Origin of the sequence: Exiguobacterium sp. UBA1053 (assembly GCF_002316465.1) — a bacterium.
Lineage (GTDB): Bacteria > Bacillota > Bacilli > Exiguobacteriales > Exiguobacteriaceae > Exiguobacterium_A > Exiguobacterium_A abrahamii.
The window spans coordinates 941,478-966,813 of record NZ_DCDO01000013.1; the positions used below are offsets into that span (position 1 = coordinate 941,478).

General features: G+C 44.5%; 21 protein-coding genes and 1 pseudogene. 8 read left to right on the top strand and 14 right to left on the bottom strand.

The annotated features are described in order from the left end of the window. Positions 1 to 134: 134 nt before the first annotated feature. A complete protein-coding gene (locus tag B3G15_RS12455) occupies positions 135 to 581 on the top strand; it encodes a hypothetical protein (RefSeq protein ID WP_290721490.1) in 447 nt (148 codons plus the stop codon). Between the two features lie 44 nt (positions 582 to 625). On the opposite strand, the gene uhpT is transcribed toward B3G15_RS12455, so the two are convergent. From uhpT to B3G15_RS12480, 5 genes are all read right to left on the bottom strand, one after another. Then, positions 626 to 2,035, bottom strand: coding sequence for a hexose-6-phosphate:phosphate antiporter (gene uhpT, locus B3G15_RS12460; RefSeq protein WP_195864416.1), 1,410 nt, complete (start codon positions 2,033 to 2,035; stop codon positions 626 to 628). Between the two features lie 35 nt (positions 2,036 to 2,070). Continuing rightward, the gene (locus B3G15_RS12465; RefSeq protein ID WP_290721494.1) at positions 2,071 to 3,060 is read right to left on the bottom strand and encodes an ABC transporter substrate-binding protein; all 990 of its coding nucleotides are present in this window, start codon (positions 3,058 to 3,060) and stop codon (positions 2,071 to 2,073) included. Beyond that, positions 3,057 to 3,833 carry a DUF3919 family protein gene (locus B3G15_RS12470; RefSeq protein ID WP_290721496.1) on the bottom strand — a complete coding sequence of 259 codons (777 nt, stop codon included), beginning with the start codon at positions 3,831 to 3,833 and terminating at the stop codon, positions 3,057 to 3,059. The genes B3G15_RS12465 and B3G15_RS12470 overlap by 4 nt, the downstream gene beginning before the upstream one ends. A 95-nt stretch (positions 3,834 to 3,928) precedes the next feature. Continuing rightward, a complete protein-coding gene (locus B3G15_RS12475) occupies positions 3,929 to 5,314 on the bottom strand; it encodes a sensor histidine kinase (RefSeq protein WP_290721499.1) in 1,386 nt (461 codons plus the stop codon). Next, positions 5,311 to 5,982, bottom strand: a complete 672-nt coding sequence (locus tag B3G15_RS12480; RefSeq protein ID WP_290721501.1) for a response regulator transcription factor — start codon at positions 5,980 to 5,982, stop codon at positions 5,311 to 5,313. Before B3G15_RS12480 ends, B3G15_RS12475 begins: the two co-directional genes overlap by 4 nt. Before the next feature lie 329 nt (positions 5,983 to 6,311). On the opposite strand from B3G15_RS12480, the gene B3G15_RS12485 reads away from it, so the two are divergent. From B3G15_RS12485 to B3G15_RS12500, 4 genes are all read left to right on the top strand, one after another. Next, complete coding sequence (locus tag B3G15_RS12485; protein ID WP_290721503.1) at positions 6,312 to 7,172, top strand: hypothetical protein; 861 nt, start codon at positions 6,312 to 6,314, stop codon at positions 7,170 to 7,172. A gap of 462 nt (positions 7,173 to 7,634) precedes the next feature. Beyond that, complete coding sequence (locus B3G15_RS12490) at positions 7,635 to 8,132, top strand: hypothetical protein (RefSeq protein WP_290721505.1); 498 nt, start codon at positions 7,635 to 7,637, stop codon at positions 8,130 to 8,132. A 752-nt stretch (positions 8,133 to 8,884) separates the two neighbouring features. After that, positions 8,885 to 9,319, top strand: coding sequence for a sigma factor (locus tag B3G15_RS12495; RefSeq protein WP_290721507.1), 435 nt, complete (start codon positions 8,885 to 8,887; stop codon positions 9,317 to 9,319). Further along, positions 9,319 to 10,149 (top strand): tyrosine-type recombinase/integrase, encoded by an 831-nt coding sequence (locus B3G15_RS12500; protein ID WP_290721509.1) that lies wholly within the window; start codon positions 9,319 to 9,321, stop codon positions 10,147 to 10,149. Before B3G15_RS12495 ends, B3G15_RS12500 begins: the two co-directional genes overlap by 1 nt. On the opposite strand, the gene B3G15_RS12505 is transcribed toward B3G15_RS12500, so the two are convergent. Beyond that, complete coding sequence (locus tag B3G15_RS12505; RefSeq protein ID WP_290721511.1) at positions 10,130 to 10,948, bottom strand: tyrosine-type recombinase/integrase; 819 nt, start codon at positions 10,946 to 10,948, stop codon at positions 10,130 to 10,132. The two genes, B3G15_RS12500 and B3G15_RS12505, sit on opposite strands and share 20 nt — an antisense overlap. Positions 10,949 to 11,187: 239 nt before the next feature. Here B3G15_RS12505 and B3G15_RS12510 point away from each other — a divergent pair, with 239 nt between their 5' ends. Together B3G15_RS12510 and B3G15_RS12515 are read left to right on the top strand one after the other, a co-directional pair. Then, positions 11,188 to 11,631 (top strand): hypothetical protein, encoded by a 444-nt coding sequence (locus B3G15_RS12510; protein ID WP_029342677.1) that lies wholly within the window; start codon positions 11,188 to 11,190, stop codon positions 11,629 to 11,631. Positions 11,632 to 11,779: 148 nt separating this feature from the next. Next, a complete protein-coding gene (locus B3G15_RS12515; RefSeq protein ID WP_290721514.1) occupies positions 11,780 to 14,095 on the top strand; it encodes a bifunctional diguanylate cyclase/phosphodiesterase in 2,316 nt (771 codons plus the stop codon). Positions 14,096 to 14,212: 117 nt separating this feature from the next. Here B3G15_RS12515 and B3G15_RS12520 read toward each other — a convergent pair whose 3' ends face one another. The 8 genes and pseudogenes from B3G15_RS12520 to B3G15_RS12555 all read right to left on the bottom strand — a co-directional run bounded on the left by B3G15_RS12520 (position 14,213) and on the right by B3G15_RS12555 (position 23,831). Then, positions 14,213 to 14,905: an EcsC family protein gene (locus tag B3G15_RS12520; RefSeq protein WP_290721515.1), complete on the bottom strand. Its 693-nt coding sequence runs from the start codon at positions 14,903 to 14,905 to the stop codon at positions 14,213 to 14,215. A gap of 137 nt (positions 14,906 to 15,042) precedes the next feature. Continuing rightward, positions 15,043 to 15,438 carry a lasso peptide biosynthesis B2 protein gene (locus B3G15_RS12525; protein WP_290721517.1) on the bottom strand — a complete coding sequence of 132 codons (396 nt, stop codon included), beginning with the start codon at positions 15,436 to 15,438 and terminating at the stop codon, positions 15,043 to 15,045. A 20-nt stretch (positions 15,439 to 15,458) separates the two neighbouring features. Next, positions 15,459 to 15,743 carry a lasso peptide biosynthesis PqqD family chaperone gene (locus B3G15_RS12530; protein ID WP_290721519.1) on the bottom strand — a complete coding sequence of 95 codons (285 nt, stop codon included), beginning with the start codon at positions 15,741 to 15,743 and terminating at the stop codon, positions 15,459 to 15,461. Then, a complete protein-coding gene (locus B3G15_RS12535) occupies positions 15,715 to 16,650 on the bottom strand; it encodes an HPr kinase/phosphorylase (RefSeq protein ID WP_290721520.1) in 936 nt (311 codons plus the stop codon). The genes B3G15_RS12530 and B3G15_RS12535 overlap by 29 nt, the downstream gene beginning before the upstream one ends. Then, complete coding sequence (locus B3G15_RS12540) at positions 16,647 to 18,347, bottom strand: ABC transporter ATP-binding protein (protein ID WP_290721522.1); 1,701 nt, start codon at positions 18,345 to 18,347, stop codon at positions 16,647 to 16,649. The genes B3G15_RS12535 and B3G15_RS12540 overlap by 4 nt, the downstream gene beginning before the upstream one ends. A 169-nt stretch (positions 18,348 to 18,516) precedes the next feature. Further along, entirely contained in the window at positions 18,517 to 20,373 is a 1,857-nt protein-coding gene (locus tag B3G15_RS12545) for an asparagine synthetase B family protein (RefSeq protein ID WP_290721524.1), read from the bottom strand. Then, positions 20,370 to 21,488 carry a nucleotidyltransferase domain-containing protein gene (locus B3G15_RS12550; protein WP_290721525.1) on the bottom strand — a complete coding sequence of 373 codons (1,119 nt, stop codon included), beginning with the start codon at positions 21,486 to 21,488 and terminating at the stop codon, positions 20,370 to 20,372. The genes B3G15_RS12545 and B3G15_RS12550 overlap by 4 nt, the downstream gene beginning before the upstream one ends. 1,007 nt (positions 21,489 to 22,495) lie before the next feature. Beyond that, positions 22,496 to 23,831 (bottom strand): annotated as a pseudogene (locus B3G15_RS12555) (IS3 family transposase). Positions 23,832 to 24,301: 470 nt separating this feature from the next. Here B3G15_RS12555 and B3G15_RS12560 point away from each other — a divergent pair. Next, positions 24,302 to 25,135, top strand: coding sequence for a LicD family protein (locus B3G15_RS12560; RefSeq protein ID WP_290721528.1), 834 nt, complete (start codon positions 24,302 to 24,304; stop codon positions 25,133 to 25,135). Positions 25,136 to 25,336: the final 201 nt, after the last annotated feature.

Here is a 25,336-nt window from a genome sequence, read left to right on the forward strand (position 1 = left end):
GCTTAAATCATATTGTTTTAAAAAGAAGCTCTAATTCAAAGGAATTAATTTACTTTAATGAAAAATAATATGGAATAATTAGGTTTATCCTCATTTATACTAAGGTTAAGAAGCATAAGAGAGGAGTTTACTTGATGAAACTGGGGCGCCATATAATTGAGACCTTTCGTCGTTTTACGCTTGCAGCAAGTATTGATGAATACGACCTTGCCAGTGTGCTGACAAAGGAAATTCCAGAGCTGACAGATATCTGCGTCGCGATTCGACCGACACACCTTCACCTTCAAGCCGCCGTACCGTTGACACGTTATGGTCTAGAGCGTGACTTACCGGTCGAATTGACGCTCCACTTGCGGGCAGTCGATAAACGCACCATCACGTTCGAAGTCTTTGATGTCTGTCCTCATGATACCGAATCCTTTAATGAAACCTATCTCATTCGTCCACCTTATCTGCGTTATGCAAATCGACTCCTGACCGTCGATCTTTCCTTCTATTTTCCTTTCCGTCATGCCCGTTACCGCTCGATTCGTCATGTTAAACTGGAAGAAGGTTTTCTGCTTGCTTATTTGTCTCATTAAAAAAAAGCACCCTCTCCTACATTAGGCGAGGGTGCTCATGTTTATTAAGAACTCAACTTATCCGCTTGACGCTCTAGCAGTCCGAGGCGACGAATCTTTTTCTCCTCGACGACGGCGACGATCGCGAGGGCGATCAAACCGAACAGTAACGCCGCATTGAAGATGACAAATGTATCACTCCAGCCGTGTAATGTAACTGAACCGATCGTTAAACCGTTCGTTTCCGGATCAGCGATTTTCGCTAGACCGACTTTTGCGATTGAATCACCAAACAAGTAACCGAACGTACCGACCATCCCGTTCGTGACCGTCGTCGCTTGTTTTGGTGCGAAACTGATGACGGAGACACCGATCAAGAGCTGTGGTCCGTAGATGAGCGCACCGAGTGCAAATAGTGACGCGTAAATCATAAGTTCACTCGTACCGTAACGATAACCGAGGACCGCGACGGCCGTCAGCAAAAGACAAATCGCTGCGACGAGCGCCCGGCGTCCCTTGAGTAAATCGGACACGTAACCCCAAATCATACTGCCGCATAAGGCGCCGATCTCAAAGAAGAAGATCGTATTGACGGCACTCTCCGTGCTGAAGTGCAAGTGTTCCGTGACATAGAGCGGCGCCCAGTTATCAATCCCGATCCGGACGATATAAACGAAGACGTTCGCGATACAGAGCGTCCAGATCCAGGGGTTCGAGATGACGTACGTTTTGAAGATTTGCCACTTCGTCATACTTTCAGCAGCGATGTTTTCCGGTTCGATCGGTTCCTCGAAGATTTCTTCACTCCGATTCCACCCGAGTTCCTCCGGGTCATCCTTCCCGATGAATAGACCGACGATTCCGATGATGAGCGCGATCGCAGCTGGGAAGATGAACATCCCGACGACACTTCCGTTAAAGAAGACGTTCGCTCCCCACAGTGCGAGACCACCGGCAATTGCTCCACCGATGTTGTGCGAAACGTTCCAGAAGCCAAGGTAACGCCCACGTTTTTCAAACGGTGTCCAGCGAGCAATCGTCGAATACGACGATGGTCCCCCAACCGATTGGAAGAATCCACTGAGTCCCCAAAGAACCATCAAGAGACCGACTGGACTTCCGCCGGCACTCATCAAGAGCCCCATCGCGGTGACGATCAAGGACGAGAGAATCAATAAGAATGAGATGACGCGTTTCGTATTTTTCCCGTCAACGAAGTAGCCGAGCAATGTTTTCCCGATTCCGTATGTAATCGAGAAGGCGAAGCCGATATAACCGAGTTCCGTCGTCGTAAAACCTAGTTCTTCCTTCAAGAGCGGTTGCGCTGCCTTGAAGTTGTTCCGGATGAGATACATCGCCATATATGAGAAGAAGACGACTAAGAATGCCTTTAAGAATTGTTGTAACCATTGTTTCCGTTGTACTTCGATTGGTATGCCGGCATTCGGCAATTTTTTGATGCTGAAGAAGCCCATCTTCCATTTCCCCTATCTGAATTAGAGTCTTCGCATCATTTGTCCTGGAGCTGATTGAATCGACGAAGATAGTCCCGGTAATCGGTGACGATATCCTGTCCGACGTTCTGCTGGATTGGTTGTGTCTTCGCGATCGCATAGGTCGGCGTACCGAACGAGACTTTCCGTAAGATTGCTTGACCGTCCGCTGAAAGCACGAAACGCATGAAGGCATTCGCCTGCTTTTGTTGCGTCCGTCCTTTCAGCTTTGAGATCGCGTTGATCGAGTACGTATCGAGTGGAATGCTTTTGACCGGATAATACTTTTCACGTAGCGATTGTTGATCCCCGATGAAATTGACCCCAAGCATCGCTTCCCCGCTCGCGACGTATGATGTCGGCGCAAAGCCGTTCGCCGTGAATAGCCGCGTTCGCTCGATCAGTTGTTGTAAGACGCGTTCCGCCTTCGTTCCGTATCCGTCAAAGACTGCTTGCAGGATCGTCGCCCCGGTACCGGAATGGTTCGGATCCGGCAAAATCAAGTCGTCCTGATACCGCTTCGCTGTCAAGTCAGCGAGCGTCTTAGGATACGGTGCCGCCCCTAATCGGTCGTTCCAAACGTCCGTATTGATGACGATCGCGAGGCGTTCGACTTCATAACCGATCCAGTAGCGGTCCGGATCTTGTAGTTCCGCTTGATCCATGTCGCTCGGGAACGGTGTCGACAACCCGCGTTGCTTGAGCGTCTGGTGGGCATCCCACGTTCCGCCGATGATGACGTCGGCTCGCGGATGATCCGCTTCCTTCGTCACACGCCGGACGAGTTCTTCCGTCGACAGGCGCACGAACTCATACGTACAGCCTGCTTGTTCGCAATATGACGACAACAAGGCGCGACCGATGTCCTCTTTCGCAGAGACATACGCCGTCAAATGCGGAACGGTTTCCCGCGCGGCTGTCCCCTGCTTCGTCTGTTCATTGTTGCGGACGATCCAAATGCTCATGAGACAAATGATACTCAGCAAGAAGAGCATTCCTTTTCTCATCGATCTGCCTCCTTCCCGGTCGGCAGGAGTTGTCCTTTTAAATAGAAAGTGTTTCCATTATCATCATCCATGTACTGGACGCTGAACAATGTCTCATACACAGTAATATTCATTAAGTTGGCACGCGTATTCTGCTCATTCTTGAACCGCTGGAGCTTGAGAATGCGCGGCTGTCCCTGACTGGCATCGAGTGCTTGACCGACTTCTTCATAGTCCGTCATCGGCTCTGCTTGCGCCAGGCGACGCTTGACGTCTTCACGCTCGCGTGCAGTCAAAGAACGAGATCGTCCTGCTACATACACGGTCACGACTTCCGCTTCAGCGAACTGACGCGCGAGCTGTTCTGGTTCGTGATAGGCGTTTAAGAAGCGTGCTTTTAATGTCGTCGTCTGGGTGCTAGGACGTTGTGCGACACATTTTCCATTTAGCGTCATACTTTCTCCGAGCGAGAACGTCCATGTCGTTCCGTTCAAGAAACGGAGCGTTCCGGTAAACGTCGCCGTACCCGCCGGACAAGTCTCGTTTGTCACCGTCTTCATTTGCTTCAATAGCGTCGTGATGCGCTGGACTTCCGTTCCATCTTCTACCGTCTGCTCCCCCCATGCCCGGTGACGTAACGTCAACTCGGTCGGGAGCGAGTCATCGGAAGCATTCAGTCGTTTCGGTCCATCGAGGACGTATAAGCGTCCGAAGACCGTCTGCTGAAGCAAAAGAAGACCGAGGGCAAACAAGATGCCCATTAGGAAGAGATAAGCGATGGTCGATGCTTTCATGATTCCTCTCCTTGCTTGATTCTTAGATTACGGGGCAATTGTTTCGTAAATCCGGTCGAATTGTTTCGTAAATGTATCATTTGTAAGCGATTACATTAAGTCTGATTCGCTAATCGGAAAGTTAATGTGATACGTGTGCCGCTTACATCGCTTTCCAGTGCAAAATCGCCACCTTGTTCCTGCATCAGACGTCGGCAGAGCGGTAGACCGAGTCCATTCCCACTCGCCGTCGTCAGACTATGTTGCTCCTTCTTCCATTCGGCAAGCACTGCTGGATCAACACCAATTCCGTCATCTGTCATGAGGAGTTGTAGGGTCGTATCTGTACTGACGGTCGAAAACGTCACCGTCATCGCGTCACTGTATTTGACGGCATTCTCGAGAAGGTTCAACAAGACTTGTTTCGTCTGATCCGGTTGACCGAGCACGTAGATTGACGGAACATCCTGTTCAACTTCAATTCCTTGTCCATCAAGACGCAATTGCATGATGAATAAGGCGTCGGCAAGCAAGGTATCGAGCGCGAACATCGTCGACGTCACGTGACGTTCGTTGCGTTGTTGTTTCGCCTGTTCGAGATTATGCGAGACGAGTCGTAACAAGCGCTGGCTCTCGACTTCGATGTAGTGATAACAGTGCGCCGCTTCCTCCGGTGGCAGCTTGGGGATTAATTCGACATAGCCCATGATCGCCGTCATCGGTGTCCGGAGCTCATGAGTGATGTGATCAATGAACGTCTGTTGGTCGCTTCGTTGTTGTTCGAGTTGTCCAATGTTGTGCTGAATTGCGTCAGCAAGCGTCGAGAAGTCCGCTGCCAGTCGGTTCAATTCCTCATATGGATACGCCGGTAGCGCATGCGCATAGTGTCCTTTCGTCAAGGCGTGCGAGACACTTCGTAAATCATCGATCGGTCCAATTAACGTCTTTGCCATCCGACGCGCTGTCCAAACGGCAATTACAATCAAGATCAGAAAGACGCCAGTGAAGACATAGGTGAATTGCCGCAGCAGTTCGGCTTCCGTCCGCAGATCAACAAGAAAACGGACCGAGCCGATGACGTCCGTTTTGCCATACAGCGGACTCGAGAAGAACAGCACCGGAACATCGGTCTCCTTGAGGAACAGATAACTCGACTTCCCTTTTAACGCTTGATCGATGTCTCCCGCGAGGAGCGGCAATTGATCGCGTTCCGAATCAGCGAGTAGTTCTGCATTTGGTCCAAACAGCTGGACGCGCGCATCGAACCGGTCCGCGAGATAGGAAGCGATCGGGACTGCCGTATCGGCGAGCGAGTCCGTTTCTTCACTCGCGAGGTAGTTCATCGTGTAGAGCTCCGCTTCCCGACTCAGTTTTTGGACGGACTCGACGGCGTTCTCGTATAGGTTCGATTGGACGAAGGCATAGAGAATCAAGAAGGGGACGAGCAATGCCGGAACGAGGAGCAAGACGAAGTTTTCCGTGATGACTTGACGTAGCTTCATGCGTCGACCCACTTGTAGCCAACACCGTAAATCGTCTTGATCCGTTCGCCTTGTGCTCCGAGTTTCTTCCGTAAGCGCTGGACCATGATATCGACGGCGCGGGTCTGACCGGAGAAGTCAAAGCCCCAGACTTGTTCGAGCAGTTCATCTCGCTCGAAGACCCGTTTCGGATGCGTCAGGAAAAGTGCGAGCAATGCATACTCCCGGTACGTCAGTGGTAACGGGTGACCGTCGAGCCGAATGACTCGTTCTTCGGGATCAACAGATAAGAATGGATCACTTGCGACAGGTACCGGTGGCGCGACCGCCTTCGTGCGTTTCAATAGATTTTTGACACGCAAGACGAGCTCCGTACCATTGAACGGTTTCGTCATATAGTCATCCGCTCCGAGCTGCAGCCCGATAATTTTATCGTTCATCTGATCACGTGCGGTCAGCATCAAGATCGGTAAGTCAGGCGTCGTCAGTCGCAGTTTTGGAATCAAATCGAAACCGGTCGTATCCGGTAGCATCAAATCGAGGACGATCAAATCAAAGGTTTGTGTTGCCTGCAAAGCGAGTGCTGCTGCTCCATCGGCTGCCGTCTCGACCGTCTGACCATCAAGTTCGAGTTGCAATTTGACGAGATGGCGGATGCTCGCCTCATCATCAACGACAAGAATATGCATTGGGATTCCTTCTTTCTAGACTAATTTTTCTGTTCCCTAGCGTATCATGAAATCGTTTGCAAAATCATCCAATATATAATACATATTTTCTCGTCACTTTTATACAAATGCGGTCTTACAAATATAAACGAAAGTTTCAATCCATAAAAACAGATATTCCACTGAATTTACAAAAAATCATAAACACGAAATCTATCGTATAAAAAAATAGTTTTAACTTCATTAAAGTCAAAAAACTATTTACTTGGTTCTTCACTTATAAAAGAATACTTGTGAAGTTTTCATTATAATTTACATATAAAACCATTGATATGAAGGAGAATAGTGATATGAAAAGAATCGGCCTCACATTACTTGCGTTGACACTCTCGACCGTTCCAGTCGATGCTTCTTCAACTGACAAGAAAATCGAACAACTAAAAAAGGAGTCGATTCAGGGGCATACATATTTAATGCATCGTACACTACAGATGAATCAGTCCTCTTCCAAGGAAATTGTCTCTATCTTTAAAAAGAAAAGAGATTCATTTTTTAATGACTATATCATCCGGGTTCACGAATTAAAAAACGGAAAATGGAAAGATTCTTATAAAAAAGTCATCAAAGAACAATATGATGTAAAGTTCATTACGGCTGGCCTTATCGGAAAATATGAACATACTGTCGTCGGCTACAAATCAGGGAATAGAAATTTCTTGAACTCCTATCTCATTGGATCAACGGATGGGGAAACACTAAAAACGATTCAAACGAAGGAAGGACTTTTGATGGGAAATGCGAAAATCGCAAAAGGAAGCCTTTACTATCTCAATCATTCCATCACCCTCAGCAAATACAGCTATAAAAAAAATAAACTGGTATCGACTGGTCAACCAACGGGTCAAGACGATCGGATTGTAGCAGAGCAACCGGAAGTTTGGTTAGGACTGGAGCAGCTATCAGGAAGAGCTAAATATATCGGTAAATATACTTATACGGTTCATGTTGGAGATCGAATCGGAATAGGACGTAATCAATTGAGCGATGCGAAAGACTATGAATATAGTCTTCATTCAAAAGGTCATTACACAATGGACTGGGATTTTTCAAAAGTAAGCTTGTTAACGAAAAAACCAGGCACGACGTATCTCATTCTTTCACCAGGACCTGGAGAAAAAACAGTAGACATCGAAATCATCGTTAAAAAATGATCTAAAAGCATATACCTCATATCTGCTATACAAAACATAGATAGGCAATGTTTTAACGGCTTGAGCCCTTTAGGATTCAAGCCGTTTAATTGTTCTTGTTATCCTTCTTCGTACTTCATTAGTGACGTTTCACTTTTCACTGGAAGAGTACTTACTTTTGAACACAGAAAAAGCTTCTATAAAACCAGATAAAAGTGCTTGTCTATCGTAAATATCATTTATACGAAAGACTCTCGACTGAGCCGATTTGATAAAAATTCATCCTAATGGCTACTCTAAAAGCCAGTTCCTAAAATAATCAGGAACTGGCTTTTGCTTATTATATCCAATTCCCGACTAACGAAAACAAATAAAAACTAAAATAAAAAAACAATATATTACCTTTTTAATCAAATAAAATAGATATAAAATCCTTAGATTCTTTATAATGTATCTATATTGATAAAATAAAGGAGTTTTTTCATGTCTTTCTTACTTGGAGTTTCATTAATTGCAATCATAGTCATTATGATTAAACATCAGCATGAGTTTCTTCCACAATTAAGAGCCGGTTCGTTTAATTTAAAACTAGGTGTATTCTCACTTTTAGTTGGTTGGATTATTCATGTTTCGAGTTCAATGACAGGATTCAACGAAATTTTATTAGTTAATCAAATTGAATCGGCATTTTTCTTACTTTCTTTCGTTTGCCTAATCATTGGTGTTACAAAATTCATAAATCGTTTGCCTCTTAATTTCAATCGACGATTGATGATATTTACACTGATTTTAGCATTTGCTTATACAATCGTGAACGAGCAATTTTCATTCTTGAGTTACCTGATTCCAGCTGAATTCAATTATTCGTTTATTTCACTTGGACTCTACATTGTTGTGGTATGTTGCTTAATTATTGAAGTTTACCAATTCATTTTTACAGATAATAAGCCGACTAAGTCTTCTGAAGAAAAACCTTTCTAAGCTTATATAAGAGAAAGTCCCTTGAGATTTATTTTTCAAAGGACTTTCTTTTTTCGTTTAAGTTGTACATCAACTTATCTTTAACTTTTTAAATAATATATCTAATCAGTTCGCGAGATAAGTAAAATGCTCCCTCTTCCGTACCAAAGTATTTTTGATAGTAGATGAAGATACGAACGATGATCCATCGCGCAACTTTTATAATCGTACTGATTACGAAACCTAGTAGACCAATGCGCCATAAAATAAGACCAATCAATAAGAAAAAGAAACAACCGATTCCTTCCAATCCTCCGAATATTGCAAAAAGAATCAGTAACACTAAACCAATGATTATGTAGAACAATTCGTACACCTGCTTTTCCTATAATGATATAATATTACCATTAAAAGGTTTATCGCGAATTTATTTTTACATTTATAAGTCAACGAAATATCTTTATTTATAATTAAAATTCAATTCGATAACTCTTGATTTCAGCGATGCAATAATAAAGATAAAAGATTAAATTTCTCCGAACACCCCAGCGGATAAGTAGAGTTATCCGCCGGGCGCAACGCTCCATTTCTTCAATTATGCCAACGGTTTCTTTAAGTTTCAAAGAGCGTAAGCTATGTGATTTCCCATCCTTCCGTCCATTCACTTCAGATAAACCCGCATTCTAGCGCAGTTGCTTTCAGGATAACTCTACTTATACTAAAACTACCGCGGAATACATAACAGATATGCATATCTGAAGAAACGGATACTCATGAACGACTTACTACGTAACTGGATTCCCCTCGTCAACTCCCTCCTGTCACGCCTCTCGATCCACCCGAATGAACATGATGAATGCCGGCAAGCTGCCCTACTCCGACTTTGGAAATCAATTGAAGAAGGAAAGGTCATGACTGTCACCTTCGCTCGAATCCGGGCAAAAGGAGCGATGCTCGACTACTTAGCGTCCCGTAACCGAACGCTTGCGACTGAAGTCGCAGTCGAGACGATGCCGGAGCTTCCTCGGACACCGAACGTCTCCTTTCATTATCTCCTCAGTGAACTCAAACGGGATTTGTCGAATAAAGAGTACACGTTTATCGAAGCCTTGATGCACGGCACGGAAGAGACGCTCGGTTACTCACCAGCGCGACTCCGTTCATTAAAGTCGGAACTCCGGCAGAAAGTCCAGTTCCTCCTCGGATGATGCCCTATTATCAAGAACGCTTACTCGCGATCATCGAACAGGCGGACTATCGCCCCTTGACGAAAAAAGCCTATCGCTCCGACGTACGGCATCTCTGTCGTCATGTCGAACGGATCGACGTTCCGTCGCTGCAACGCTATGGTAAGTTCCTACGCGATACTTACGCTCCAGCAACTGCCGCTCGACGACTGCATGCTCTCTCAATCCTGTTCGATCAACTGGTCGTTGAACGTTCGCTCCAGACGAATCCATTGGTGCGTGTCAAAAAACCGGTTCCCGCACCCTACCGACGACTTGCCTTCACGTATGACGACGTCCACTGTGTCCTCGAGACGATTCGTGATGAGACCGTCTACGCCTTTAGCTTTCTTCTTTTGCATACGGGACTGCGCTTTTCGGAAGCCCGTGACTTACAGCTCGCAGATGTCGACTTTGCGCGCGATCAGTTACTCGTTCGGAGTGGGAAAGGCGATCAATCACGTCAAGTTCCGTTGCATCATATATTACGCGATGTCCTGACGCGTTATATCGAAACAATCCGTTCAGATGCTCTCCCACTATTTTGTGAAGACAGCGGACGACCGGTCAATCCGGCGAAGTTTCGTCGTGTCCTAAAAGAAGCAAGTGAACGATGTCTCGGACGGATTCTGCGACCGCATGACATCCGGGTCACGTTCGCAACGACACTTTATCACGTGCATCAGACGGACATTCTAACCATCATGCGCTTACTCGGTCACAGCGATGTTCGGACGACTCAGCACTACGTCCTACCGTCGCACGACATTGCCCATACGTCAGTCAATCGACTCAAGCGGACAGACGATTAAGAACGTCCCGGACGTGATTTGTCTGGCTACGGATGTATCCTTCCGTCGTTGAGATGCTGGCATGACCAAGCAGACGCTTTATATCGAGCAGCTTCAATCCTGCCTGTTGGTAGAGATAGGTCGCATAGGCAATCCGCAGCATATGCGGACGGACGTGACGCTTCAAGGACGTAAATCCAACCTCGCGAAGTGCCTTCCTTGCCGCATGTTCATTGATCATCCGTCCCGTGACGGATTGAAACAAATAGCCGGTCGTGCGATCTGCTAGAAACAGAACAATCTTGTCGCAAAGGGTCTCTCCGATAGGAACGGTCCGTGTCCGACCGCCTTTGCCGTGACGCACGTACAGTTCATTCTTCGCCAGATCAAAATCCTGCACCGTCAACAAACGGGCCTCCATGAAGCGGAGGCCCGTTTGGCTGAGCACCTCGAAAAAGAGGCGATAGGTTGAATTTTGAATCTGCCGAATCACCGGGATCAGCTCTTCACTATCATGATAGGTCTCATCTTGAAGACGTTGATGGACGATCGGACGGATCTCGACCATCGGGTTCTTCTTGATCCGTCGTCGCTCGACGAGGACATTTCCGAGCCGGTGTAAGACGTGATAACGTCGCAGAATCGTCGACGGCTTATAATGTGCTTTCATCCAGTGAAAGTAGCGTCGTAAGGACGCGACTGACCAGTCGACCTGATACAAACGCATTTGTCGAAGATCACTCCGGTATGCCTTAATCGTATGGGCTGACCGCGAGAAATCAGTCAATAAATACTGATCGAGATAGTCATAGTGGGTCATAGGTGATTCCTCCTTTTTGTAGGTACTGACATGACAGCTAATGGAGCACACAATTGATTTTCGATGAAATATCAAGAATCGCTTTCCCTAAACGATCAATGAATGAAAAACAAAAATAAGGAAAAAAGTTACAATCGTATTGAATCTACTCTCTGTAGAGCAGGAAAGAACATATACATTCCTTTACCCTGAACGACAGCGCATTGATTCCATCCACTAATTGATAAAGGAGCTTACATATGAATACGGATAACGACTATCTTGGCAATCCATCAGATATTCTCGTCACGACGTATGTGACGGAAGAAGACTTACGCGACATCATCGCAATCGAATTCAGAGACTTCTGGCACCCAAAACTACGCATCACCCCACACGAACTCGTAATTACCGGATCGACTGTCTCAACAGAACATCGATTTGCCCATCATAAACCGTTCACCCTCACGATTGCCCCGTTTCGCATCCGTCATAACATCATCTCATTTCATATCTATGACATCAGCCCAGCGTCCCAAGAACAAACGATTTTGAATCTGCTAAAGGCAAACCCCAACTTGTCATACAGCTATCATATGATTCATGTCCATCTTCAACCATGCGACTTCGGAAATCCGTTTTTTCATACGCTACAGTATACGAAATTAATGGATCATAAAATTCTCGTTGGTCTTCATCTATAATCGACACGCTTTGATTTTCCTCACCCGTCAGATCTTATTTGAAAAAAATATATATGGTTAGATAAAAAAGCATCTAGATTACACCTTTATCTTTGATTAAACATTTCATTCTGCCGAGGTGACTTCTTCCATCCTGCCAAACCATACGATGCATGCTCATACTGATTTTTTACTTGTCACGTTATCTTATCTGATTGCCGCAACATCCGCCTACATCGCAATTGAACTAGCGGGACGCGTCAAGACGGCGACCGATCGTTCGAAACATCTTTGGTTGATTGCTGGTGGCTCGATTTTAGGTCTCGGCATCTGGTCGATGCATTTCGTCGCGATGCTTGGTCACGGTACCTTGAAGGATGCGACCTACTCGTTCCCGCTCGTCTTTCTATCGGTCATCATCGCGATGACGGGATGTATCCTTGGCTTTTATCTCGTCGCTCGCCGTATGTCCCGTGAATCATTCGTTCTCGGCGGTTTTTTGATGGGAAGTGCGATTGCTGGCATGCATTATGTTGGGATCGCTGCTTTACAGGGGATGACTCTGCAGTATCATGCTGGGTACGTCTTACTCTCAATCTTGATTGCGATTGCTGCTTCTTGGACCGCACTTTACATCGGTTTCTTTTCGCGTTACGCAAAGCAACAGATGCTGGTACAGACGAAAGTCTTCTTTGCTCTCATCATGGGCATTGCAATCTCCGGAATGCATCATGTCGGGATGCTCGGTTTAGAGTTTCAGATGATTCCATCGTTTACGAGTGATCAAGTCATCGAACCAGCGATGCTGTTGACACTTGTTTCAATCGTCACACTCTTTTTGTTCATCGTCTTCTTCGCTTCCGTCTTGTTTGACCTCCAGTTACGTAAACGTGACTTCATCCAAGCGACGATTCTTGAATCAACTGAAGATGGTGTCGTCTCGACGAATCCTGATGGTCTAATCCAATATGCGAATTCACTGTTCCATGATTTTTTCCCGGAACGTCATCCATACTTATCGGAACATGACGCAGCTTTACGTCTTGATGTGCCCGATCATACGAAACAGATGCTACACGTTGACGAACGCATCCTTGAAGTCGTCAATCATCCGCTAAAAGGGGAGAACTTGAATCAGACATTGTGGTTCTTCCGCAACGTCACCAATCAAGTGTCGTCCCAGCAGCAACTCGAACACCTTGCCTTTCATGACCGGTTGACGGATTTACCGAATCGAGACAAGATTACACTCTTCATCGAGGAACAGATCAGACAAGCGATTCCGATTTCGTGTCTCGCGCTCAGTATGGATCGTTGGCGTTCTCTAAGTGATATGCTCGGACATAAAGGCGTCGAGAGTCTGTTGCTGCAGATCGCAGAGCGTTTGCAAGCGACGATTCACGCGCGTGATGTTCTAGCACGCCTTGATTCATCAGAATTTCTTGTTCTCCTCGTTGACGAACGGAGTCAGCTCGCGACACAAAAAGCCGAGAAGTGTTACGCTGCCTTATCGCAACCATTTGATATCGACGGGACCGTCATTACGCTGACGATGCGCGCTGGGATTAGTCATTACCCGGAAGACGCCACAACAGCAGAAGAACTGATCGAGTATGCGAAACTGGCACTACATGCTTCATTTACTGAAACGCAAAACACGATCAAGGAATTTAAGGTCGAGAATCGAAACGATATCTTACGAACCGTCCAGATTGAAAAATTCATGACAGAGGCACTCGAAGCAGAAGCGTTTGAGCTCGTCTATCAACCGAAAATTGCAGTACGCTCAGAACGAATGACGGGCGTTGAAGTGTTGGCACGCTGGACGCATGATGTGCTTGGCTTCGTCTCACCAGCCGAGTTCATTCCCGTCGCTGAAAATACGGGAGCAATCCATGCTCTTGGCGACTGGGTGTTACGTACTGCTTGCCTGCGCTGGGTCGCTTGGCAAGGCATGACTCCAGAACCATTCTCGATTGCCGTTAACGTCTCCCCACTTCAGTTCGCGAGTCAAAAGTTCTTACGTCGCGTCGAAACGATTATTGACGAGACAGGTATGAATCCGGCATACCTCGAACTCGAAATCATGGAGTCCGCCGCCTTATCCTATGAGACGTCGACCTATGAAAAATTAGCACGACTGCAAGAACTCGGTATTCGTGTTTCCCTCGACGACTTCGGTACCGGGTACTCGTCTTTTAAACAACTTCGTTCATTACCGATTCAGTTATTAAAAATTGATCGATCGTTCATCAGTTCATTATTTGACGGTAAGAATCAACAAGCAATCGTTCAATCGATGATTCAACTTGGACATAATCTCGAGATGGAGGTCTTGATTGAAGGGGTAGAAACGTCGGAGCAGGCAGATTGGCTCGCGCAAGAAGGCTGTGATTATTTCCAGGGCTATTATTTCAGTCGACCGCTAAAGGAGGAAGCTTTGTTTGGATATTTAAGTCTGTTGCGATCGAACGGAATTACTTAACACTCACTTCGCAAACTTTAATGAATACAACAAAGCGAGCCTTCTATTGCAGGCTCGCTTTGTTGTGTCTAATTTTTCTTAGTAGAAATTCAGAAGAAGCTGACTGCTCTCAAACGCTTAAATCTTAACCGGCTCATCTGATAAATCTTCGAAATCCGTGTAGTCCTCTACATCGACTTTTGAATCAAGCATGACGAACATATTTTTGGTAACTTCGGCAATCGTCTTTGTCGATGCGACATCAAACGTACCGCCAATGACTCCACCGACTAACGGAATCATTTTCCCTAGATTCATGACACCTTTTTCTCCAAATTTCGTCACGAGTCGCATGCCTACTGCCCGATTGATGCGTAGAATGACTTCGCCCGGAATTTTTTTCACTAGGTTAATCGTGATTTTGTTTCCGACTTGAATTCCTGCATTCTTTAAGATATCCGTAGCTGCTTTACCGGTTAATGCAGTGTAAACGAATGTCTGTACTTCATCGCTCTTTAGATCATATCCGCGAAGATGGGCAATCGCTGCAATCATTCGTAATTGAATAAAGATAACAGAAGACACATTCGCCGGGATGGCAATCGGAAGTGTCATGATACCGCCTATTCCACTCAAGAAACCACTTGTTCCACATTTCGTCAATTGAACCGTGATCAGTTTATCGATTCCTTTTTCCACTCCGTATTTATCACGGTATTCCTCTGCCAGTTCATAAGCCGATTCAATACCCATACCACCTTGAATCGCTTTGTCGTATCCCCAATCTAATAGTTCGTTCATTTTTGCTAAACCGAAATTTGATTTTGCCACTATTTTCACTCCTAGTATGTATCATATAAACCTTTAACTCTATTTTACAATAAATAGAAAGTGAAAAACGGTGTTCATTTTTAGGTCAATCTTTACCAATTGATCACGAGCCCTGCCTTTATCGTTGCTTCAAATAGTTATCTCATCGTCGAAAACACCTTGGTCACCGTATACGACTCATATCCTCGCTTTCCTGTCATGAACGTCTCTCCCGCCATCGTCCAAGAATGTGCAATGATCTTACTCTCATCACGCCGAACGCCCATGTACGTCGTCACGTGATGGCCGCGTCGTCGCATCATCCAGGTCGCTGCCAAGGATTGCGCCAAACAATTACTACGCCACGGTGTACGACGAGCACTTCGTTCAATCGCTCGCTTCACATCACTCCGTGGATTCCCGGGATAAGCTGGTACTTCCTTGATCTCTCGTCCGAGTAGAGGGGCCACGTATCGAAACGGAAGAACGACGACACATCCTCGGGCAATCCCTAACCAAAGGTAGGCTTCTAAGAATTGGAGTAGTTCTATCATTGAAAGCCGCACACGTCTATTCATTTTACTTCGACAAGTTCTTTTTGGACTAATAGTTCAATGAAACGAGTCACTTCTGTTCGACACGTCTCTTCGTCCACCTCGTACCGTTCCTGTAACAAGTGTACAAGTTCCGTAATCGTCCGTTCCTGATCGAGTAATCCCCAAATCGCGACGCCACTCTGACCGATACTGAAGTATTTTCCTTGCGTGACACTCATCATGACAAGTTCGCCATCCATTTCAGACGCTAGAATGTCCTCTTTTCGTAAGAATTTACGATTTGCTTTTAATGTTTCCATCATTGATTCCCTCCTTGATTGCTGCTGTTATCAATTCGACGACAGTCTGTTCTGAAGCGATTCCCTGCGGACGATATATCCGCAGGAGTCGGACGCGTCGGGCGAGTGCCATCGCACTCTCGAATTGAAACGCCTCTTTTTGAAGCTCCTTATAATAGATGTTGCGGTATGTATGGAGCATCAACGTGCGGACTTTGTCCATTCCCGTCACGGTTTCATGCTGCACGTACTCGATATCAGCAGGTACGAGTTCAACGATCAACCGTAAGCGGACCGACTCGTTCCAAAACTGCTGTTCCCGGTCGACGGTATATTTCGTCCGTCCATCCACTTCACGATTGACCCGCGTATAGCCGATGCCAGAGGACGGCAAGACATCCTCCCACAATTTTTGATGACCATAGGCAGGCGCGACGAGCGCCGCATCATCCTCGAAGCGTGTCGCGGCTACGTCGTCAGTGACAAGATGGTATCCTTGTGCCAAAAAACGATGTGCCGTCGTCGACTTTCCGGCTCCCGAATGCCCTGTCAGCAAGACTCCTGTTTCTCCGTTCGTGATGACACTTCCGTGCATCGGTAGAATCCCCCGTTGATGCAGGATGATTCCCATACAGGACCCAAGCAAGAACAGTTTCACTGCCTCGATTTCAGCTCCTGCAGCGAGGTCCACCTCGATCGTTGTTCCGGATGCTACGAAGTAGTGGGCAACACCGGGAACATAGAGTGAAAACGTCTCTTCCGTCAATCGATACGGATGATCAGCCGTCAGTCCGTTCATCTTTTCTTGCAGATCACTGAGTTGAATATGTACGTCACTACGTGTTGTTTCACTGCTCGGTAATTCTGGTAATGCCAGTTCGGACGTCACGGTCAGTCCAAACACGGAATAACGATACGTCATGCGTTTCATTTGAAATGATTCACCTCTCTTCTTTCGAATGTTCCAGTCTCCATCTGATAGATGGCGTCCGCGAGATGTCCGATTTCCCGACGATGGGTGATGTAGAGAATCGTCATGCGCGACGTCAATTGACGCAAGGTGTCATGGAACATCACTTCCTGTTCACGATCCAAGGCATTCGTCGCTTCGTCGAGTAACAAGATACGTGGTTTTTTAGCTAACGCCCGCGCCAGGATGATCTTTTGCTGCTGTCCACCGGATAAGCGTGTTCCGAAATCACCGATCATCGTCTCGATGCCGTCCGGTAAATCAAACACGAAGGTCGCACCTGCTAAATCGAGTGCTTCAACGAGTGCCTCGTTCGTCAAATCCGGATTGAAGTGCAGGATGTTCTCGCGAATCGTACCGTGAAACAAAAAGGCGGATTGCGGAATATAACTGATCTGTTCACGCCATGACTCTGCCCGTCGTGCGTTCAAGGTTTTTCCGTCCACGCGGATTTCTCCTGCTTGCGGTTCAAGAAGTCCCAGCAACAAATCAAGGAGCGTACTTTTGCCCGTACCGGATGCGCCCATGATGGCGACCATCTGACCGGCGTTCACCGTAAAGGAGACGTCTATCCCCGTCGTCTGACCATAGGAATAACGGACACGATCAATTACGAGGGTTTCGTGAAATGTCAGTTTCTCCTCGTCGCTTGCGCTTCGCTTCGGGACTGCCTCCAGCTTGTTCAGTAGAAGGGTATATACCGGCACACCGGATAAAAAGATCTGTATGTTTTTTTGAAAGGCTGCGAACAACGGCCACAGACGCCCGAACAACAGAACGATGACAAGCAAGGTGCTGACCTCTTCTTGTAAGACGGACAGGCTGATGTAGAAAAAAAGACTGATGACTGTTGCTGCGACGATCTTAAACACCGTATCCGGTTTGGATTGCTCTTTTGCGAACTGCACGAGTTGTTGCTCCACCTCTTCCGTCGCTTGACGGAAAAAATCGACTTGTCTCGCTTCGATCCCGTAACTGCGAATCTCCTTCATTCCGTAGAGTTGCTCATGCAACCGCTGCTGCCACGTCTGATTCGATTGATACAGCGACAGCGCCAGGCGTCGGACGCGTCCGAGCGATGTATATAGACTGATGAAGACGATCAAGCCACTCACGAGGACGAACCCGGTCAGACGGGGCGAGAGATACCAGGCGAGCACGATATGCGGAATCATGATGAGGACTCCGGAAATCAGACCGACCAGTGCTGTGACGCTGGAGCTGATCCGTGCAATTTCCAACGTGAACAGGTTGAGAACGTCACTTTTCTTCTGGTGGGCGATATACGAATAGTCACTGGCAAACAACGTTTCAAACAAGCGGACCCGAAGGTGCTTCGTATACCCTTGGACGAGTATCGACGTCTGAACCATCGTTTGCCGGTTGATCCAGACACTGAGTGATACGAGTACTAGATAAAGCAACAAAATACTTTCAAGGTTCAACCACTCCGGATTCAGCCAGTCGACCTGTAGCGGATCAATTCCCGGAACCGGAAAGAGGAGCGCGAGTAACGGTAGAATGAGTGCTATCCCGAGTGCGGAAGTCATCGCGTTCAGGCTGGTCCAGGCGACGACGTACCAGAGACGATTCCCCGTATGTATGAAAAGATCATGAATCAGGCGCCACATGCTTGCTCGATTCATCGATGCGAACATAACGTCACTTCCTTACTTCAGAGTAAAGACTACCTGAAGTTTCAGGTAGTCTATGTACCGCATTACGAGCCCGAGAAAGGACCCGTACCATCATCGGTCGGAGTTATAAAGCTACTCTCCGTTTGTTTGGCATCAAGTTCTTCGAGTACCGGTGTTTGCCACTCTTGTTTCATTTGTCTTCACCTCCTTTGAATCGATGAAGTGTAATCGCGCGAAGCAACAGCTTCACGGACCATATATCTTGAAGTACCTTTTTTAGGTTCGATGCTTCAAAAAAGTCATGCCGATATATTTTATTCGCCTCACTATTGGTAAATTGACTAGCTTCCTCAATGATTAGTTCAATTTCATCACGCAAACGTAGTTCCCAGTCAGCCGATTGCCTGCCTCTCGCCCGCTTCGGATGGAGAATGGACGCTGGTAAACGTTCCTTCATGATCGTCCGGACAATCTTTTTTGCAACACCTTTAGAACTGAAGACTTCTACTGGTAGTCGGGCACATAATTCAATCAACTTCCGATCCGACGTTGGGTCGCGCGCGATACATCTAAAATGTAATGAGAACAGCGTTCCAAGAACGCCACGATCATGCAAATCATTGATCCGATAAGCGAATGCCAAGCGATCCGTCGTCGACCGAAACGGAAACTGACCATGATAATAGGTCGTATTCTTTAAGACGTTCGGATGAAACGTTCGTTTGGCCCGCGCTAAATAGTACCGGCGCAGCCGTTCTTCATTGAGGCGTGGTTTAATCAGTAACGCAGCAAGCGATTTTCCTTGTCTCAAGATCGAGGACGTCGTATACGTCAACTCTTGCTTGAGTTTGCGCCACTGCTTCTGCTGGAGCAATTCATGATGATATCCGTCAAGTGAGCCATGCGAAATGGTAGAATTCCCATGTTTTCCATTCAACAGGACTTTCACATTTTGCTGCTGTGCCAATTGATGGATTTCAAGCAACCAAGGAGCATTCATGAAGAAGCCGTATGGCATCTCAAGGATATATAACCAGTCGTCTATCGTGTTGTAGCTATTACGCGACGGGTTTTCGACCCACGTCTGTCGTATCCCGCTATATACCTTTAGTAAATCTTCGACGAGTGGTCGTTCGTTTCCAAGCTCACCGTTATCTTCATACGTCGAGAGCGGAACATGCGTGTATCCGTGTAATACCTGTCCCCGTTTCTTTAGAATCGGTTCTGCAAAGGCTGCCACCGTCGTCGAATCAAGGCCACCGCTGAGTTGAAGACCAACTTCTCCTTCGACAGCAAGACATGCTTCTGTTGCTTTTGCTAATGTATTCTCGAACTCGTGATAGAAATCCTCTTTCATTTTCTCGGCTTTGCTCGCGACCAAATCATACGACCAGTACGTTTCAATTCGGAGCTGTCCCGCTTGAACGACTAACGTTTGTCCCGGTCCAAGATACGTCACCCCTTCCCAAGGTGATGCATAAGGTCTTGGATCTTTCGAGACGAAAGGTTGCATCGCATAATCTTCTAAGTATTGTTCATCGTATGTACACCCTAGCAACGTCGCGACGGGTTTTGCTGTTGAAGCAAACACGAACATCTCATCATTTTGACCATAGCAAATACTGCGCTCCCCGAGTGGATCACGCGCTAGAAATAGTTCGTCTGTGCTTGAATCATAAATGGCGAACGCAAACGGACCATACAACTGTTTGACACACGATTTTCCCCACTTCTGATAGGCACGCAGAATCCACTCCGTGTCGCTTGTCTCTGTATTCCATGGCTCACCGAGTTGCTCTGCTAACTCATCTCGATAATCGAGCATCGCATCTACGACGATCGTCAAATGATTTTGTTGATAAGGTAGCAACGTCTCTTGGTCACTCTGACGAATCCACTGTTCCAGCGCACCCAGACCACAATTCGAGTTAATCGTTCGATGACAACGGTCACTGTAATAACGTAAGGAATAGATATCTTTTAACGTATTAATTCGGTCAATTAAATTAATATTCCGAAAATTTAACACACCGAAAATTGCACTCATGATGACGTCCTTCCTTTCCATCGCCGTAAACTCCAAGTGAGTGGACGTAGGGGTATGTAGAGAACGTGCAGTGATTGAGGCAATGGAATTATCTCTTTATCCTGCTGATTCGGGATAAGATGATGCCAAACGAATTCAAAACGTCTAGAAGAGTCACGAATCAACCAGAAGTAACGTTTCCAGTACCAATACTCATATAGTGTCTGATTCGCTTTTCCTGGATCATTTTGTTCTTCAATAATACGCATTGCCATTTTAGCCATTCGCTTACTCTTACGATCTTTCGTTAAGTGGACGAATGACTCCGGAATCTCTCCTTCGAATAGCTCCTGACGTAACAGCAACGCTTGTCCCATCATATGGAGACACCCCCGTTTTGCTAGACGAGTTTGGATTTCAACTAAGTCGAGCGGCTGTTCCAGAAATAAATGAATATCATACAGCCAACGTAATCGAAACCATGCATGCTTAGAGCCGTGAGAAATCAAATAGACGAATAACTCTGTCGTATCTAGACACGGTACATCAGTTCCAGCAATTCGAACCGTTTCGTGCCTTGTCCATAATTCTTCGAATGTTGGTTCATTAATGATATTTGGATGAAGCCGCCAATGAAGTTCGATGATATGATCATTTTGCTCGTGGATGTAGACCAGATGATGGGATTGTTTAGCACTATAGTTAGAGGTTGAGTCTTGAACGTATCCGAGTTTCTTCAATAAATTCTCTGCTTCAGATAAACGTTCTTCTGGAACAAGTAAATCCAAATCTCGAAAAACACGCGCACCGATTGCTTTATAGATTTTCTCACCAATTACTGGACCTTTTAAACAAATAACAGGTAGGTGATATCTTTTTAAAAACAAAATAACATTTACTAATTCTGTCGAGAAACGTAATATATTCAATGTTGTTTGCTTCTTTTGTATAATTTTTTGTTTTCTAGCATTCAAATCTAGCCATTTTTCTGAGGATACTGTTTGATATAAACGATGGTATTCAAAGAACATCGAATACAATTTACTATCACTTCGACAGATTTTTGAATGATTGGTTATCAAAGATAGCGTATAAGTATTTAAGGATATCATTGTATGATTAGTATCTTTAGTCAATTCACTAAGCCTCCTATTTTCAAGGTGTGCCCCTATAAATTCTCTTTTAAACTATATCGGTAAATCAAAATAGATTTTAACAAATGTATTTAGAGTATTTTTTTATAAATACAAATATAACAATAAAGGACTATTTAATCTTAAAATTTCATATAATTTAGATCTTTCTCACATCAATCATTAAAGCGAAAGTTAACAAATGAAAGCTTAAGAAAAAACTAGTTCGACTCGCTGCTCAACAGTAAAAAGTCGAATTAGATCAAGAAGCCAACGAAATTTAGATTATAAATGAAAAATAAATGTTTCATCCATAAGACAAAAAGTCTTGGATAATGTCAGATAAAAGAGAGCACGACAAAACCGGAGAGTGGCTATTATGTGAAGAAGAAACATGATAAGCAATTTGCTTATTTGTGTCGTATAGCCTGTAGTCGTATATCCTGTAATTGAAGTAATTTTATCCTCGGGATGGTTTTAACCCCTGATAATACCCACGATTGTGTTTATTCATTCGTTTCTTTAAACCTTTGTGGAGCTCTTCGGTCAATTATTCGTCGATACTGACTATTAGCAATTTCGATTGCCTATTGTTTTCGCGAACAAGATATTTTACCGATCTTCTTTTACACATCCCAAAAAAATAAAGGAATGTTAAAGAAAAAAAGAATTTTTTTATGACAAATACTATGAATGTTATCTTTGTGAGCATAATCAAATCCTCACTATTAGGAGTAAAAAAATCAAATCTTCGATTGATGTTTACTCTCATGGCTTTGAACCTTAAAACCGTCCAAATTTATCTCGGTATTTCTATAGAAATCCATATCTTATTCATATTTTAATGGCTATCACGTATATAATCCCTCATTTCAATTACGAAATGAGGAATTATATACACTTTGAATAATTTAAATTGTTTTGTTTAACCTAAAACTTAAATTACATACTGAGTATAAGAAGTCTATTTATTTCCAGAATAAACTGAGCCCCGTAAAATGGACAGTTTATTAAAAAGCCCGAGTTTTCTGTGCTGCGATCAGATGACCCTGATATGGTTTCGGGGTCAACTTTTTTAGGTTACATTGACCGCGTTCGCAGTTGTAATAGCTTATGTAGTTCCCGACCATCTCTCGGACCTCCTCGATTTATCCGCACGAGCGGTTGGTGACATAGTCCTTCAAATGACCGAAGAACGATTCGATAGGTGCGTTGTCGACACAGTTGCCCCGACGTGACATGGACTGGACCAGTACAAGATCGCCAACGAGTCGCTGGTAGCCCGGATGGGTGCTTGGTCCGAATGAATCATCGCTTCGGAATGTCGATTCCCTTGGAGATGCTCTTCGAGCTTTTTCATCGTCTGAAAGACGAGGTCCATGCGAAGGTCCGTGGATGGTTTGTATGCCACGATCTCGTGTGTAGCGACGTCCTTCGCACAAGACAGATAGACGTTCTCTCCGGAGACGATGGGGAGATAGGTGATATCGGTCACGAATACTTTCTCGGGCTCGCTCTGCTGGAACTCGCGGTTCAATCGATTCGGCACGACGCAATGCTCGTGCGTCGCCCGAGAGAGCTTTCGATAAAGGTTCATCCTTCGGATTTTGGTCACGATGTTATATTTGCGCATGAGTCGGAGAATCCGTTTCTGGTTGATTGGAAAACCGAGGGTGGCGAACACCTCCATGTACAGCCCCCGATAGCCGACTTTGCCTTTATGGCTATCATGGATGTTCTTGAGGAGTGTCGCATCTAGGTAATCTCGCTCTTCCCGGAGGGACTCCGCCTCGGAACGGTTCAACCAAGCGTAATAGCCACTGTGGCTCACTCCGGCGATCTCACATAGTGGGTGGACGAGCTTCTTAATCTGTGCGATGCGGATGACGGTGTTGATGGCCAGATATTTCTCTGCTGATGTTAGTTCGGATGTTTCGCCTGCCCCTCTAACTGCTCTAGCTTTTTTAAAAGCTCGTTCTCTGCCGTCAGGTATTTGATCCGTGCCTCTGCCTTCGCCAACCGTCTCTCCATCGACTCGTCTGTATTCGGGCGTCCTCCTCTCAGAACCTTTCCACGTGTATCGTTCCGGAGACCCTCCTCTCCGTCTTTTCGGACCGTTTGGCGCCAGCGAATCAACGCGGACTGCGCTTTTCGTTTCCCGATCACCGTCAGGTCGAATCCGGCCTCCGTGAAGATTTGTTGAGGTCCGTTTCCTTCCATATTCTCACGTACGGCCTTGATCTTGAACTGGGCCATGTACTGGATCGAGCGTTCTGATAAGGAAGCGACGTTCGGATTTTCTTCGAGCTGGTTGACTTGAGTCATAGTGAAGATAATTTTACTCATGGTTGTTTCTCCCATCTGAATGAATAGATTCATTATAGCGATTTGTATTCACACGAAAAACCCCGAATAATGCACTTTTTTCAAGTGTCTATCATTCGGGGTTCAGTACATAAACAACATAAGTACTTTCTTTAAATAAATTTATACTATTAATTTTTTTATTCATGACTGCAGTTTGAAGTAATTTAAGCAAAGGATCGGGCTCTTAGAGCGATATAGTGAAACATAAATTGTAGCAAAAGTTTTGATACTTTGTAACGAGTTCAACTGTTTAATCATATAAAAAAACCTTAATACACTAAAAATATCATTATCAGATTAATTTAATGCCATTATTTTACTCTTATTCAATATTTAAACTTAAATATTTTGATAATAAGGTCAATATTTAAAATCATTTATATTTATCCATTCAATTTCAATAAAAATAATGATTTAATATACATAAAATTATATTGGAGTTTTTAAATATGCCATCTATTCAACAAAACACTGCAAACGAATGTGTAAAAGAAGTTCAGCTTGCTGCTTTAAAATTTTTAATTTCTTATTTTGATAAGCACCAAATCGAATATTTCGTAATTGCTGGAACTTTACTAGGTACTATTCGTCATCAAGGATTTATTCCATGGGATGACGATATCGATATAGGCTTAAGAAGAGAAGAATACGAGAAATTCAGAGTTTTATTTGAAAAAGAATTTAATGATAACTTACAAAGTTCGTATTTTTTACAAAATTGGCATACTGAAAAAGAATTTGCAATGCCTTTTTCAAAACTAAGAGTCAACCAAACGATCTATAAAGAATTTGTGACTAAAGATGTTAATTTTCATCATGGAATATATATAGATATTTTTCCTTTTGATGATGTTCACAGTTCTATTTTCCAAAAATTTCTCCAACATAAAATTTCAACTTTAATTCATAAGATTATATTAATTAAATCAAACTACATTATTACTAATCAAAAATTACAATTCTTTTTGAGAAAGTTAATGAAGTTTCTTCCTAAACAGTTTTTAATAAATACTTTTGAAAAATTAGCTAGAGTAACAGCTAGCAATAACGATATTATGGTTTGTACTGGAGGATCTTATGGGTTTGAAAAAGAAGTTGTACGTAAAGAATGGTTTGATTCTTTAATTTATGATTCATTTGAAAATATACAAATTAAAATTCCCTCTCAATTTAAAGATTACTTGACTAATCTTTATAATGACTTTATGGTTATTCCAAAATCTGAGAATCGTGGAAACAGACATAATATTATACAAATTGAAATCAAAAAAAATGATATATAGAACATAAAATATAATTAAAGTAAATAAAGTTTATTTTAAGCTATTCACTACAAGGTAATTATGAAATCTGAATTTTATCGATTATTTTTTTATTAAATTAAGTAAATCACCTCTTCAGAAAATTTCTCGTATACCATTACTAATCGCGACACTTTTTAGTTGTGGAGTTTCTTAAGAAATTAGGTCTTCGCTAATTGTTAT

What these genes read in the sequence shown, in the direction of transcription:
- B3G15_RS12470 (WP_290721496.1), bottom strand. Translation starts at nt 3,833, where the DNA reads ATGAAAGCATCGACCATCGCTTATCTCTTCCTAATGGGCATCTTGTTT.
- B3G15_RS12480 (WP_290721501.1), bottom strand. Translation starts at nt 5,982, where the DNA reads ATGCATATTCTTGTCGTTGATGATGAGGCGAGCATCCGCCATCTCGTC.
- B3G15_RS12515 (WP_290721514.1), top strand. Translation starts at nt 11,780, where the DNA reads ATGCATGCTCATACTGATTTTTTACTTGTCACGTTATCTTATCTGATT.
- B3G15_RS12465 (WP_290721494.1), bottom strand. Translation starts at nt 3,060, where the DNA reads ATGAGAAAAGGAATGCTCTTCTTGCTGAGTATCATTTGTCTCATGAGC.
- B3G15_RS12530 (WP_290721519.1), bottom strand. Translation starts at nt 15,743, where the DNA reads ATGATGGAAACATTAAAAGCAAATCGTAAATTCTTACGAAAAGAGGAC.
- B3G15_RS12525 (WP_290721517.1), bottom strand. Translation starts at nt 15,438, where the DNA reads ATGATAGAACTACTCCAATTCTTAGAAGCCTACCTTTGGTTAGGGATT.
- B3G15_RS12500 (WP_290721509.1), top strand. Translation starts at nt 9,319, where the DNA reads ATGCCCTATTATCAAGAACGCTTACTCGCGATCATCGAACAGGCGGAC.
- B3G15_RS12475 (WP_290721499.1), bottom strand. Translation starts at nt 5,314, where the DNA reads ATGAAGCTACGTCAAGTCATCACGGAAAACTTCGTCTTGCTCCTCGTT.
- B3G15_RS12510 (WP_029342677.1), top strand. Translation starts at nt 11,188, where the DNA reads ATGAATACGGATAACGACTATCTTGGCAATCCATCAGATATTCTCGTC.
- B3G15_RS12455 (WP_290721490.1), top strand. Translation starts at nt 135, where the DNA reads ATGAAACTGGGGCGCCATATAATTGAGACCTTTCGTCGTTTTACGCTT.
- B3G15_RS12535 (WP_290721520.1), bottom strand. Translation starts at nt 16,650, where the DNA reads ATGAAACGCATGACGTATCGTTATTCCGTGTTTGGACTGACCGTGACG.
- B3G15_RS12485 (WP_290721503.1), top strand. Translation starts at nt 6,312, where the DNA reads ATGAAAAGAATCGGCCTCACATTACTTGCGTTGACACTCTCGACCGTT.
- B3G15_RS12540 (WP_290721522.1), bottom strand. Translation starts at nt 18,347, where the DNA reads ATGTTCGCATCGATGAATCGAGCAAGCATGTGGCGCCTGATTCATGAT.
- B3G15_RS12490 (WP_290721505.1), top strand. Translation starts at nt 7,635, where the DNA reads ATGTCTTTCTTACTTGGAGTTTCATTAATTGCAATCATAGTCATTATG.
- B3G15_RS12545 (WP_290721524.1), bottom strand. Translation starts at nt 20,373, where the DNA reads ATGAGTGCAATTTTCGGTGTGTTAAATTTTCGGAATATTAATTTAATT.
- B3G15_RS12560 (WP_290721528.1), top strand. Translation starts at nt 24,302, where the DNA reads ATGCCATCTATTCAACAAAACACTGCAAACGAATGTGTAAAAGAAGTT.
- B3G15_RS12495 (WP_290721507.1), top strand. Translation starts at nt 8,885, where the DNA reads ATGAACGACTTACTACGTAACTGGATTCCCCTCGTCAACTCCCTCCTG.
- B3G15_RS12505 (WP_290721511.1), bottom strand. Translation starts at nt 10,948, where the DNA reads ATGACCCACTATGACTATCTCGATCAGTATTTATTGACTGATTTCTCG.
- uhpT (WP_195864416.1), bottom strand. Translation starts at nt 2,035, where the DNA reads ATGGGCTTCTTCAGCATCAAAAAATTGCCGAATGCCGGCATACCAATC.